Origin of the sequence: Bordetella genomosp. 11, from assembly GCF_002261215.1 — a bacterium.
Lineage (GTDB): Bacteria > Pseudomonadota > Gammaproteobacteria > Burkholderiales > Burkholderiaceae_B > Bordetella_C.
Genome location: NZ_NEVS01000001.1, coordinates 569,010 through 582,177, shown reverse-complemented (window position 1 = coordinate 582,177; position 13,168 = coordinate 569,010). Strand labels below are relative to the sequence as shown.

The 13,168-nt window shown below is 59.5% G+C and carries 8 protein-coding genes; 1 reads left to right on the top strand and 7 read right to left on the bottom strand.

Going from position 1 to position 13,168, the window contains the following annotated elements; translation table 11 throughout:
- Positions 1-19: 19 nt before the first annotated feature.
- From CAL28_RS02595 to ychF, 7 genes are all read right to left on the bottom strand, one after another.
- Positions 20-2,131: an ATP-binding protein gene (locus CAL28_RS02595; RefSeq protein WP_094839842.1), complete on the bottom strand. Its 2,112-nt coding sequence runs from the start codon at positions 2,129-2,131 to the stop codon at positions 20-22.
- Positions 2,128-3,519, bottom strand: coding sequence for an SIR2 family protein (locus CAL28_RS02590; RefSeq protein ID WP_094839841.1), 1,392 nt, complete (start codon positions 3,517-3,519; stop codon positions 2,128-2,130). Before CAL28_RS02590 ends, CAL28_RS02595 begins: the two co-directional genes overlap by 4 nt.
- Before the next feature lie 21 nt (positions 3,520-3,540).
- Positions 3,541-4,203, bottom strand: a complete 663-nt coding sequence (locus tag CAL28_RS02585; RefSeq protein WP_094839840.1) for a DUF4391 domain-containing protein — start codon at positions 4,201-4,203, stop codon at positions 3,541-3,543.
- Entirely contained in the window at positions 4,200-7,487 is a 3,288-nt protein-coding gene (locus tag CAL28_RS02580) for a helicase-related protein (RefSeq protein ID WP_094839839.1), read from the bottom strand. The genes CAL28_RS02585 and CAL28_RS02580 overlap by 4 nt, the downstream gene beginning before the upstream one ends.
- A 10-nt stretch (positions 7,488-7,497) precedes the next feature.
- Positions 7,498-8,544: a Fic family protein gene (locus CAL28_RS02575; protein ID WP_094839838.1), complete on the bottom strand. Its 1,047-nt coding sequence runs from the start codon at positions 8,542-8,544 to the stop codon at positions 7,498-7,500.
- A gap of 508 nt (positions 8,545-9,052) precedes the next feature.
- Positions 9,053-10,102: a tyrosine-type recombinase/integrase gene (locus tag CAL28_RS02570; RefSeq protein WP_254925963.1), complete on the bottom strand. Its 1,050-nt coding sequence runs from the start codon at positions 10,100-10,102 to the stop codon at positions 9,053-9,055.
- A 196-nt stretch (positions 10,103-10,298) separates the two neighbouring features.
- Positions 10,299-11,390: a redox-regulated ATPase YchF gene (gene ychF / locus CAL28_RS02565; RefSeq protein ID WP_094839837.1), complete on the bottom strand. Its 1,092-nt coding sequence runs from the start codon at positions 11,388-11,390 to the stop codon at positions 10,299-10,301.
- 398 nt (positions 11,391-11,788) lie between these two features.
- Here ychF and CAL28_RS02555 point away from each other — a divergent pair, with 398 nt between their 5' ends.
- A complete protein-coding gene (locus CAL28_RS02555; RefSeq protein WP_094839835.1) occupies positions 11,789-13,027 on the top strand; it encodes a TIGR03862 family flavoprotein in 1,239 nt (412 codons plus the stop codon).
- Positions 13,028-13,168: the final 141 nt, after the last annotated feature.

The window sequence follows — 13,168 nt, the reverse complement described above, 5'->3', positions numbered from 1 at the left end:
ATCTTGTCGCTTGCAATTGTTAGTTATCCGAGCCGTCTTCTGGCTCATCATTCGGGGGGATTTGCTGCCAGTCGGTGGCAATGGCTTGCCAATCAACGGTTCGCTCAATGGCATTCCCCTCGGAATCCTTGTCGAGTCCATCTCCAGACCATACGGCCCAGAAGTCGGGATCATCCGACTTGGGCCGCTGATCCTTGGGCAGATTGTTCATCTGTACCAAAACCGGGAGTTCCGACGCCCAGCCCAGCAGGATGGCATGGCGCGCGGGCAACGATGGCAGGTCGCGCAACAGGCCACGCAGGTTGTCCGGCACCAGTTTGTGAACCAATTCCTGATCACGATCATTGCTGATGCGGTGGAGCAAGTAGCTATTGCACTGAGACAGCACGGTCTGCGACAACTCGCTGGGCCGTTGGGAGGAAAGCACCAATCCCAAGCCGAACTTTCGCCCTTCGCGGGCGATCTTCTCAAAGACCTGGCAACAAATGGCTGCCGAGTTCTGGTTCTCTGCGTCGTCCGGATAACGGCGGATGAAAGTATGGGCTTCTTCCATCACCAGCACGGTCGGAAGCGTCTTGCCAGCGTTGAGCTTACGATAGCGTTGCAAGGCCTCCAGCGTCATTCGAGCAATCACGGCCGTGATGATGTGAACCACTTCTGCGGGAACCAGCGATAGGTCGATAACAGTAACGGAGCCGTTCGAGGCTTGACTGTTGCCGAGGTAGCTAGTCAGCCACTCGTGCAGCTCCATGCCTTCCGTGCCGCCGGTTATCGTCTTCATGCGGCTGTCCGACAAGATCGTCCTGATCCGCATGAGCATCGTCTCGACGTACTCGGAAACTCCCATCAATTCGGCATTGGCTTCGACGCTACGGAGCAATTGATCGCCGGTGAATGAGCGCGGCACGTCTGCATCAATGGGCAGTGCATCGATATCACTGCCACCGAAAATCGAGTGGGTCTCGCTCAGTTGATGCAGCAAAGCACCGACTTCCTGCCTGGTAAATACCGGCGGCCAATCCCCTTGATGGGCACCCAGTAGCTGCGTGAAATACTGGGAAAGCCGGGTTAGTGCGTCACCTTCCTGCTCGGTGAAGGCTGCATCAGCAACAAGTCCTTCATTCCAAGCACGAAGGCGATCTCGGAACCCTCGTGCCTGACCTGCCCCCTTCCAAGGCCCGCCCGCATTGCGCTCAATATGAACAGCGCTAACCAAAGTGCGCAAGTAACGACGCATTTCGCTACTCGCTGTGGGAGCAGCATCAACTGAGCCGTCTCGCACTGATCGCAGTGCCTGAATCAATGTTGGGCGCTGGGTTTTGGCACTGGCTTGGGTGAAAGCACTCCACTCAGCGCTGTTCCAAAACCATAAAGGAACCTGGAGTTGTTCTACGCCTTCAGGTGGATTGACGGCAAAGACTCGTGCTTTTCCCATGCCCTTGAAGGTGTTTGCATACTCGCCATTGGGGTCGAGTACGATGAATCGTGCATTCGGGGCATCGCCTTTGCGCGCTTTTCTGGCAGCATCCATTGACCAGCGAACCAATCCGGCAACCGAACACGATTTACCGCTGCCCGTATTTCCAAGCACGGCCAAGTGACGGCCAAAGAGGCGGTCTGGGTCGATTCGGACTTCCGCGTTGGCCGCCAATGGACTCACGCCGATCTTGACGCGGCGATTCTCTCCTGATTCGACGATGGCACGTAGTTGGACTTGTGTAGGCAGCAACACCGGATCGCCCACCGATGGATAATCTTGTACGCCGCGCCTGAACTCGTAGCGCTCCTTGCCGTCGTTTTCACCCGCATAGAACAAAAGGCCCAAGGGGTTCAAGCTCATCTTGCGCAGAGGGTAAGGCAGGTCCACCAGGCCGAAGTCCTGCATTCCCTTGCGCTTGGGATACTGTGAGCGCTCCACGGTGATCCACTCCACCTGCGCGACCAAATATCCTAGGTCGCTTGGCGAAAGCACGTAGCCGTTGATGCGTGGAAACGGGCGAGGCGCACCCGTGTTCAGAGAGACGCCATCGGGTGCCTCAATGTCCAGCAGTACCTTGATCTCGTCGGGAGAAACGAAGTCAATCGTCCCGATGCGTAAAGAGTCAGCATAGGCCAATGGAGAGAGGCTCATACCGGATCACCCCAGTCTTCGGTGTCCTGCCCTTTAGATTTGGGCGCGTTTTGCTTGGTAGCAAATCGCTGCTTGAGCAGCTCGCTCATGCGGAACGTAGTCTTGTCGATGGCGGCCTTGGGCAGGTAGTTCTCCGTGAGAGCTGTCAGGTCAGCCAGCGCCGGGCCAATCAACAGACTAATCTGAGATGGCCGGCCGATCTGGTCATAGGTCTGCATGACGCGACCGAGCGGATCGTCATAGGCGATCACTACCAAATGCGTAGATGGAATCGTGAGCATGTCCCGGATTACGCGATTAATGTGCTCGTCACCAAAGCTGTAGCCGTAAGTCACGAGTGTGCTGTTGGGGCGGCAAACGGCCGCAGCCAAATCCCGAAACAGCTCCACATAGGGATAGTCGGCGGTTTCCCTGTCTTTGGCGGAGTTCGGGTAGATCATCAGCTTGTGAGCTGTTGCGCCGCTCAAACCAGGAGCCTGCAAATACGGCTCAACGGAGTCAGCCCCGAAAGGGAGGCCGATACGGCGAATATCCTTGCCTGTCTGCACCCAATCCACAGAGCCATGCAGCTTGACGAAGCGCGCCACACCCTCCAAGTACCGAGGCTCGCCACGGATACCCGGCGGGTTGTAGTGCATGTCTAGGTCAAGCCGAGAGGATCGGAAGATGGGCATCAAAGTGCCAAGGAAGCGGTCCAGTAGATGCAGGCCAGCCAGTTCCGCACCGGCTTCGATCAGCCGGTCGTAGTTGGTCGTGAAGATGCTCAGGCGGTCACGCGTTCCCGTGCGGCTTGCAAAGCTCATCAGGAAGGTCACCAACGCGGTGAAGGCGCGATCGCGTTGAGTGTCAGAAGCAGTCGCGATCCCAGCTTCGCTTTTCAGGATGGATTCGGCGAATGCCTTCATCCCTGCATCGAGCTCGTCTCGCAAGGTCATTGCCTTGGAGCTTTGAACGATCTCCAAGCCGCGCAACAGCTCATTTGCTACGCGCAGTTGATCTTCAACATTCCCTTTCTTGCGCCCGGCCTGCTCTGCGGAAACCTCCGCAGCCGCATTGATCTTGTCTTGATGAACGGACAAAGGGATCGTCTCCATCCCTGCGGCGCTTGTGCCTGAGGCCAGAAAATGCACCGCATGCGTCAGACCAGAACCCGCTAGTAGAGAAAGGTGTTCCGACTGGAACAGCGATGTCAGCCATGGTTCGATGTGTTCCCGAAGCTCCTTCTTTCCGAATGCCTCCGAGCTGACCCAGGATGCGTCGCTGCCTTCCTGCAGTTTGAACTTCTGGTTTTCATCGGGCCCAAAGCGCAACGGCTTGTGATCGTCTCTGGCTTTGACGATGTTGGGAAACTGGTCGTTGGAGTTTGTTGGATTGCTTTTCTTCGGCATGGCATCGAGTTCCTAAACTCTTCAGCGGGTCAATGCTTCGTAGTCTTTCCTCAACTGGCGCAATTGAGCATTGATCTCCACCTTGCGGTTGAACTGTTTTTCCTTCCCTAGCAGGGCTGTGACCTTGTCCAATTCACGCTGTTTAGCCCGCACTTGCTCCACACGGGCCACCAGATCAACCAGGGACTCCTGCGGCCGCATCTGCAACGGGATCAGACGATGCAACACTTGCTCGTACAGACCGCCCAGATGCAGCGCTACGGGCATCGCGGTGCGTTCGCTATCCATTGGTAACCAGTCCGATGCAAAGTAGTCCGAGAGCACTCGGCGGCTGGCGTCGGCTTCGTTCGGGCGCTTGTAGGCGGAGACCACCCGCGTTCTGCCGTCGAAAGTCAGTTCGAACACAATGGGGAACGGGATAGCCCCGTCGATGCAGCGCAGCACATCGGCGTGCAGTTCCGGCGTTTTGAGCTGGATGCTGAAGATCTGGATTTCCGGTACGCCGGGGCGCGCAGGCAGATGCAGTGTCTCCGGGGCCAGCTTGTACTGCCAGATGACCTGTTCCACCTGTTTGACGAACAAGTCTTTGAGCCGGTTGTTGGCTCCGCCGTGCTCGTAGATCTTGTTCTTGGGCAGAACGCGCCCGAAGGCGGCCTGTTTGGGGTAGGCGATCAGCGCACTCATCCAACTTCCTGAATCACGAGGAAGCTGATGAGTTCGAAGTCGTCCAGCCCGGATATGGTGCCCGTGAGCGCCGTGGTCTTGCCGCCGGTGAACAGGCTGTCCAGATCCTTTTCTTCCTTCACCTCGATCATCGAGCGGATGGCTTGGTTCAACAGGTCAGAGTACGCCTGCATCTTGCGGCCGTCCGCCGTGGCTTTGTTGAACTGTTGGCAGGCATCCGCAATCGGTTCGGCCTGGCCCTTGCAGCACGAGCGCGCCAGATCGAGCAGACGCTTGACCTCGGTGTGGTCGTGGATCACCTCGCCTGCCTGATTGATGTAAATCAGGTAGTAGGGGTGCAGCCGGTTGTGTTGGGGCAAGTGTGCGGGCGGGTTCACGCCCGAGTTGCGATTGCGCAGGGTGAAGATGACACCAGGCGCAAGGCCCAGATCAGAGTTGGCCGGAACGACGGCATGCAGGCCGTTGGGCGACCTATGTAACTCGCCATGGGTCTTGACGTAGTTCAGTAAGTCCATGCGGAAGTCGTTTAGGCCCAGGTCGGTGATGGAAACGCCGGTCTTCAGGTCTTCCAACTCGATGACTTCTTCCTGCAAGCGGCGCAGTTGCTCCTTTCGGTACGCCATGTCGTTAGCTTGTGCGGAAATCACGTTGTCGTCGCCGGTGGCGGTCACATCTACGATCATCATCCGGTTTTCGACACGCTCCTTGAGGTTGATGTATTCGTCCAGCGAAATATCGGGCCAGTAGTTCACCAACTGAATGCTGCTATTGGGCGAACCGATGCGATCCACGCGCCCGAAGCGCTGGATGATGCGCACCGGGTTCCAGTGGATGTCGTAGTTGATGAGATAGTCGCAATCCTGAAGGTTCTGGCCCTCGGAAATGCAGTCGGTGCCAATGAGCAGCTCGATCTCCGCCGGCTCGTTGGGCAGCACGATGGCTTTTTCTTTGGAGCGCGGCGAGAACAGCGTCAGCAGTTCCTGGAAGTCGTATGCTTTGGGCAACGTGGACTGGGGACGGTCGCTGCCCGTAACCTTGCCAGAATTCAGTTGCTGGTGAGCCAGCAGGTCAGGCGCCAGATTGGCATAGAGGTAGTCCGCCGTATCTGCAAAAGCAGTGAAGATCAGCACCTTCTTGTTGCCGGGGTTAATCGGGTTGGTGATCTTTCCCAGAACAAGTTTCTTAAGGTGCTGAAGTTTGGCATCGTCAGCGGGGGTGATCCTCGACATCGAAACCAGCAACGCGTCGATGTTGGCGAGATCGACCTTGAGGTCGTGCTCCCATGACGGCAAGTCCATATCGGCCAAGCTGATCTTGACCTTGCCGCCCACATCGCCACCCTGACCCAGCCCTTCGAATGGGCCATCTTCTTCTGCATCGATACTTTCCAGTACCTCGGTCAGATCGCCCACGCTGGCAGCGATGCCGCTCTGGTTAAATACCGCGATTTTCGCCAACGTGTTCTGGTGATTGGCCTGCAGGGATTGCAGCGTGAGACGGAATGACTGGACGGAGCTTTCCAGACGTTTGAGCAGATTGGTCGTCATCAGAGCCTGCAGGCTCTTTTCGCGGTCAACTTGCCTGAATTTTCCTGCACCACCTGGAACCTGGGTGTCGTACATCTCTTCGTACTTCCTCAAGCGGCTCGGCAGGATGTAGCTGACCGGGGCATAGACAGCGAGCTTGAGCCTGGACAGGTGCTCGAAAATCTCGTTGAAGCCCATCACGTCCGAGCGGGAAGTCAGCGAGCAATGGAATGACAAAGGCTTACGACGCTCAGGGAAATGGCCGATGTCCTTGGTGTCGTAGAAGGTCTGGATATGCTTGCGCGAGCGCGCGATAGTGACACTGTCCAGCAGCTCGAAAAAGTCGAAGTCCAGTGCGCCAAGGATCGCCCGAGGCGTGCGTTCCTCTGGCGGAAGCCTGGACCAGGCATTGAAGGCGGTCTGCGCATTGCGAAACACTTCCTCCACCGACTTGCTGGTGCGCAGCTTCTTGCCGAGGTTCTCGGAATCTCCCTCATAGGCCAACGCGAGCTGATTACGTAAATCGGTGAAGCGGTTGTTCACTGGAGTAGCGGAGAGCATCAGCACCTTGGTCTTCACACCTTCGCGGATGACCTTATTCATCAACTTCTGGTAGCGGGTCTCCCGATCCTTGAAGGCGTCGTTGTTGCGGAAATTGTGCGACTCGTCGATCACGACGAGGTCGTAGTTGCCCCAGTTGATACGGTTGAGTGGTGTACCGAAGGATTCGCCGCTGGTGCGGTTCAGGTCGGTGTGGCACAGCACGTCGTAGCCGAAGCGGTCGCGGGCGAAGATGTTAGTCTTGAGATTGCGGTTGTAGTTGAGCCAGTTGTCCGCCAACTTCTTCGGGCACAGCACCAGGACGGACTTGTTCCGTAGCTCGTAATACTTCACTACGGCCAGGGCGGTAAAGGTCTTTCCCAGACCGACGCTGTCCGCCAGGATGCAGCCGTTATAAGTTTCCAGCTTGTTGATGATGCCGGTTGCCGCATCCCTCTGGTAGTTGAAGAGCTTGTTCCAAATCAGGGTGTCCTGATAACCGGTGCGGTCATTGGGCAACACGTCTTCGTCGATGTCGTCCAGGAACTCGTTGAAGATGTTGTAGAGCATCAGAAAGTAGATGCTTTCTGGCGAATTTTCCTGATAGACGGACGCGATGTACTCACAGATTTGGGCGGTCACATCCTCCAGTTTTTCGGGGTCATTCCAGATTTGATCGAACAGACTGAGGTAGGTGTTCGCAAAAGGGGCCTCGACCTTGTTCACCAAATTGGAAACGGCGTTACCCTGGCTGTAACCCAGATCGACAGCCGTGAAGCCATGCAGAGGCACATAGGCGCTATGGGTTCCGTCGGCCTCCACGCAGGCAAATTGCTGCATCGGCGCCTTGCTGCGGTTGCTTCGAAACTTGGCCTTGCGCCGCATCCAGTCGGCACATTCCCTGGCAACCGCCTTCTGAGTGAGTTGGTTGCGCAATTGAATTTCGAACTCACTGCCATACAGGCTGCGCTCTCGGTCGAGCTTGGGGATATGGAATTCCCTGCGTTCTTTGCGGATCTTGTCCGTGACTTCGTCGGCAACAAAAGTGGGGGAGGTGAAGATGAAGTCCAGTTCGTCGATCTTTTCCAGTTCGGACTTCAAAGCTTCGTAGGCATACATCGAAAAGCACGAGGCGGCGATCTTCAGCCGCGCCCCTGGCCGGATCGTTTGCTTAAGGTCATCACCCAGCAAGCGACTAATGTTGTCGATCAGTTCCATCGTGCTCCCCTTACGCTCGCCTGATCCATTTCGCACCTCGCCCCTTGCCAGTCGATTCGATCAAACCCTCTGATTTCATCGCCCGCAGCACTAGTCGAACCATGTCCCGGCTCACGCCCGGGCAGGCTTCTTCGATTTCGGAAATCGAAAACGGCAGAGTGCGTCCCAGGACTTCCGCACGCACTCGGTCGCCTTTACTTCCACGGCCACGCTCGATGGTGCCGACACGCTCCTCGAATTCACGGTAGGCCCGCAGCAAGGCACCCCAGAAGTAGTCGAGCCAGGGCTTTACGTCGTGCTGCCCCTGGTGCCATCCCTGCGAACTGGCTTCCAGCGTCTCGTAATAGCCTTCCTTGGTGTCCTCGAAGATGCGTTCCAAGCTGATGTAGCGGCCCACGGCATAGTCGAAGTGATAGAGCAGCAGCAAGGTCAACAAGCGGGACATGCGACCATTACCGTCTGGGAACGGGTGAATACACAGGAAGTCGAGCATCGCCAGCGGTGCCAGCACCAGCGGGTCGGCTAGGTGCTGATCCAGCGCGGTGGCGTAGCGCCCGGTCAGATCGCCCATGGCCATGGGTGTGAGGTGCGCAGCGACTGGCTGGAAGCGCAGACGCGAAGTGCCATCCGGGCGACGTTCGATGATGTCGTTATTGGTAGCCTTCCAACGCCCGCCCGCCTGCGGCATATAGCGGTACAGCAGGGTGTGGAGTTGCAGCACTACGCCCTCGCTGAAGGACATGTGCGCGGCCGATTCGTGGATCAGCGCCAGGGCATCACGGTAGCCGGCGATCTCCTGTTCGGAACGGCTCTTTGGCGTTGCGTTGCGGATGACCAGAGACTTCAACCGCGAAGGTGCTACGACAACACCTTCCAGCCGGTTGGATGACTCGGTGGACTCCACCACCGCGATCTGGCGTAGGCCTTTCAGGGCTTCGGGCGACTGCGCGGCGTAGAGTTGCTGCTTACCCTGGTACTCGCCCAGTGTGCGCAACGTGGCGGCCTGAGTACCATCGAAGCGAAGCGCGGCAAGGTACTCGGGTGTGAGCGAGTGCATGGAGATGTAAGCCCCGGCTGTCTAAATGGGGTAATCATAGCCAACAAATAGGGCAATGTCTCTAAAAATACCTCATTGCTGGTGCTTGACTACCCCATTTTCTAAACCTTGAAACGGCCGTGAGGGGCTGGCATGGGCGACCTGGAGAGAAATGAGCGACACGAATCCAAAAAGGGCAATAAATTCACAATTACCCCATTTACTTCATTGTTTACCCCATTTCCAGCGCCTAGCCTTGGGCAAAGGCAAATGGCAAGGGCACGGCACTAAAGGGACAACGGCCCTATCCAGAAAAGGAAAAGGCCGCCCTGTCCATTCGTTCTGCAACCCCCAGCCAACTCTTCCCTATACCGCGCCACTGTCCTCTGCTGCCTTCAGATAATCCGCCCAGTCCTGCAACAGTGTCCTTCTCTGATCCAGCAGCAGCGCCTTGTTGTACGTCGCCCGCACCTTGTTGCTTTCCACGTGGGCAAGCTGCCGCTCAATCGCATCAGGCCGGTATCCGTTCTCATTGGCCCAGGTTGAAAAGGTCGTCCGCCAGCAATGCTGGCGTCGTACCCCGGCCCAGGTTCATGTCGCGCATCGCGTAGGTGAGCCGATTGGGCGTAGTGAAGCCCTTTCCGCTTCGGTGCGGAAACAGATAGCGCCCGCCACCCGTGATGTGCTGCAAGTCTTTCAACACCGCTATGGCCTGCGTGGACAACGGGCTGACATGGTCACGCCGCGCTTTCATCTTCGCCGCAGGCCGACGCCACAGTGCATCCTCAAAGTCGAACTCGTCCCACTCGGCATCCGCCGCTTCCCCTGGACGGCAGGCGGTCAGCGCAATCAGCCGCAGGCACAACGAGGTTTCTGGATAGCCCCGGTAGCCGCGCAACTCCTGATAGAACTTCTGGATTTGCTCTCGTGTCATCGCCGCCTTGCTCTCGCTGAACGGCACGCGCAGCAGCCCGCGCAGACTGGGGATCGGATTGGCCTCGACCAAACCACGCACCACCGCGAACTCGAAGATGGCCGAAAGATCACCTTTGACATGGATGGCCGCCCACGCACCATGAGCTTTGCATTCCTCCAGCAGCGGGCGAATCTGCTTCACGCCAATGTCGCTCATCGGCATCCCATCGAACTTGGGCGACAGGTACTTCCTGATGCGGGACTCTTTCGTGCGGTAGGAACTGAGCGCAAAGACTGGCTTGATCTCGGCCAGGTACGCCTGCGCCACCTTGGCGAACGAACTTTCCTTTGCGCGCTTGCGTTCCTCCAGCGCCTCCAGGTTGCGCTCTTTGACCTGCCGCGGCTCATGGGCAGGATAGATACCTTGCTTGACCAAGGCACGCGCCTGCTCACGGGCCGCGCGCGCCTCTACAAGGCTTACTTGGGGAAAGCCGCCAATGGCAAAGAGGTTCTCCTTGCCTTGCAGACGGTACTTCCACCGCCAGAGCTTGCCGCCGGTGGGCTTGACCAGCAGGAACAAGCCCCCGCCGTCTGAAAGTTTCCAATCTCGATCAGTCGATTTGGCCGACCTGACCTTGGTGTCGGTGAGTAGATTCTCGGGCATCGTTGGACTCCACTGCGGGGAGATGTACCCCCACGGTTGAACACGAGTACCCCCAACGCTACCCCCGAATTTTCTGGACCTCGATGAACAATAGGAACGTTCAGTAGACCGTATTGTTTACGCAACCCATTGATTTCAAATGGGCCAACCCGTCCACCAAGCGCTACTAAGCGCCACCGAGATCCAGCAAAAATCGTCAGACATTGAACAAAAAGTTCATCACATCCCCATCCTGCACCACGTACTCTTTCCCTTCCGCGCGCATCTTGCCCGCTTCCTTGGCGCCCTGCTCGCCCTTGCAGGCGATGAAGTCTTCATAGGAAATCGTCTGCGCGCGGATGAAGCCGCGCTCGAAATCCGTGTGGATGACACCCGCCGCCTGCGGGGCAGTGGCGCCGATGGGGATGGTCCAGGCGCGCACTTCCTTCACGCCGGCGGTGAAGTAGGTTTGCAGGCCCAGCAGCTTGAAGGCCGCGCGGATCAGGCGATTCAGGCCGGGCTCTTCCATGCCCATATCGGCCAGGAAGGCGGTGCGGTCTTCGTCGGGCAGGTCGACGATCTCCGACTCGATGGCCGCGCAGATCGCCACGACGGGCGCGTTGCGCGACTTGGCGAACTCGGTCAGTCGATCGAGCAAGGGGTTATTCGTGAAACCGTCGTCGTTGACGTTGCCCACGTACATCGCCGGCTTGGAAGTGATGAAGCACATCGGCGCGATCAGCGCGCGCTCTTCCTGCGTCAGGTCCAGGCCGCGCACGGGCTTGGCTTCGTTCAGCTGGGCAATGCATTTTTCCAGGATGGCCACCAGGCGCTGCGCATCCTTGTCGCCGGAGCGCGCCGTCTTGTTGTGGCGATGCAGGGCTTTTTCGGCGGTCTGCAGGTCGGCCAGGGCCAATTCCGTTTCGATCACCTCGATGTCCGCGATGGGATCGACCTTGCCCGCCACGTGGATCACGTTGGGGTTTTCGAAGCAGCGCACGACATTGACGATGGCGTCCGTTTCGCGGATGTGCGACAGGAACTGGTTGCCCAGCCCTTCGCCCTGGCTGGCGCCCGCGACCAGGCCGGCGATGTCGACGAATTCCACCGTGGCCGGCATGATGCGTTCCGGCGAGACGATCTCCGCCAGCTTCTGCAAACGCGGATCCGGCACTTCCACCACGCCCACGTTCGGCTCGATGGTGCAGAAGGGATAGTTTTCCGCCGGGATGCCGGCCTTCGTCAGGGCGTTGAAGAGGGTCGATTTGCCGACGTTGGGCAGGCCGACGATGCCGCATTGCAAAGCCATGGAGAACCTATAAAAGTATCAAGCGTCCGCGCACCCGTAAGGGGCATGGCGGACGCGTCGCGGCCGGGAAGCCGTCACGGTCGTGTGGGCTGACGCACATGGCGCAAAGCCGGGAAGATCCCCAGGTTTTGCCCACGGTTGGCCAGGAAAACGGCGATTTTAACCGTTTGGCGCATCCAGCAGGGGAACCGGCCGGCGCGCCGCGACCCGTCGAACACGGATCGCGCGATAGCAAAGGCTGCCGCCGCGCGTACCGGCCGCCCGCTTACCAATTCATCTCCCGCTTCGGCGTAGGGGATATCCGCACGCCATAGGCGATCTGGTCTTCATAAAACGCAGCCCGCGATACACGAGAACGTCTGACAGACAGCCAAGCGGGAAGGACTACACTGCCTGCCATGCCGCATTCTTCTTCCCGTATCGCCGTGATCGGCGGCGGCCCCGCCGGGCTGGCCGCCGCCGAAGTCCTTGCCGCCGCCGGCATGGGCGTGGATCTTTTCGACGCCATGCCTTCGCTGGGGCGCAAGTTCCTGATGGCCGGCCGGGGCGGTCTGAACCTGACGCACAGCGAGCCGCTGGCGCCGTTCCTGTCGCGCTATGGCGACCGGCAAGCCGAAGTCGCGCCATTGGTGCGGGCGTTCCCGCCCGACGCGCTGCGCGAATGGGCGGCCGGGCTGGGCATCGAGACCTTCGTCGGCAGCTCGGGACGCGTGTTCCCGCGCGAGATGAAAGCCGCCCCGCTGCTGCGGGCCTGGGTGCACCGCCTGCGCGAGCACGGCGTCGTGACCCATGCGCGCCATCGCTGGACGGGCTGGGACGAGGCGGGGCGCCTGCGTTTCGACACGCCCGGCGGCGAAACCACGCATGAAGCCCGGCCCGCCATCCTGGCATTGGGCGGAGGCAGTTGGGCCAGGCTGGGCTCCGACGGCGCATGGATGCCGCTGCTGGCCGGGCGCGGCGTCGCGGTGGAACCGCTGAAGCCCTCGAACTGCGGCTTCGAGATCGCCTGGTCGGACTTCTTTCGCGATAAGTTCGCGGGCGAGCCGGTCAAGAATGTGGTGGCCAGCTGCGTCGATGTCGACGATACGCCCCTGCGCCGCCGCGGGGAATTCGTGGTCGGCCGGCATGGCGTCGAGGGCAGCCTGATCTATGCGCTGTCGGCGGCGCTGCGCCGCCGGCTCGAACGCGAAGGCCGGGCCATCCTTACCCTGGACCTGCTGCCGGACCGGCCGGCCGAGCGCGTGCTGGCCGACGTCAGCCATCCGCGGGGCGCGCGATCGCTATCGTCGCACCTGCAAAGCCGTGTGGGGATCGCCGGCGTGAAGGCCGCGCTGCTGCGCGAAGCGCTGTCGCGGGATGCCATGCTGGATGCCGGACAACTGGCGCGCGCGATCAAGGCGCTGCCCCTGGCGCTGACCGCCACGCGTCCCATGGACGAGGCCATCAGTACGGCGGGCGGCGTGCGCTTCGACGCCCTGGACGACAATTTCATGCTGAAGCCTCTGCCCGGCGTCTTCTGCGCCGGCGAGATGCTGGACTGGGAAGCGCCGACCGGCGGCTATCTGCTGACCGCCTGCATCGCCAGCGGCCGGGCAACGGCGCTTGGCGCGCTGCGCTGGCTGGCCAAGCGGGACTAGACCGCGGCGCGAGCGCTCGCGCATTGGACTAGCGTGCGAACGCCAGCCAGCACGGCGCGGCGGCCGGCCCAATGGAGCCGGCGCGCACGGCCGCGCGGTTCCGGCGCTGCGCATTGCCGCAGATGCAAGGCTTACGAACTG

Bases quoted from the DNA above. Each gene is read 5' to 3' on its own strand.
- CAL28_RS02595 (WP_094839842.1), bottom strand. From the start codon at position 2,131: ATGAGCCTCTCTCCATTGGCCTATGCTGACTCTTTACGCATCGGGACG.
- CAL28_RS02590 (WP_094839841.1), bottom strand. From the start codon at position 3,519: ATGCCGAAGAAAAGCAATCCAACAAACTCCAACGACCAGTTTCCCAAC.
- CAL28_RS02585 (WP_094839840.1), bottom strand. From the start codon at position 4,203: ATGAGTGCGCTGATCGCCTACCCCAAACAGGCCGCCTTCGGGCGCGTT.
- CAL28_RS02580 (WP_094839839.1), bottom strand. From the start codon at position 7,487: ATGGAACTGATCGACAACATTAGTCGCTTGCTGGGTGATGACCTTAAG.
- CAL28_RS02575 (WP_094839838.1), bottom strand. From the start codon at position 8,544: ATGCACTCGCTCACACCCGAGTACCTTGCCGCGCTTCGCTTCGATGGT.
- CAL28_RS02570 (WP_254925963.1), bottom strand. From the start codon at position 10,102: ATGCCCGAGAATCTACTCACCGACACCAAGGTCAGGTCGGCCAAATCG.
- ychF (WP_094839837.1), bottom strand. From the start codon at position 11,390: ATGGCTTTGCAATGCGGCATCGTCGGCCTGCCCAACGTCGGCAAATCG.
- CAL28_RS02555 (WP_094839835.1), top strand. From the start codon at position 11,789: ATGCCGCATTCTTCTTCCCGTATCGCCGTGATCGGCGGCGGCCCCGCC.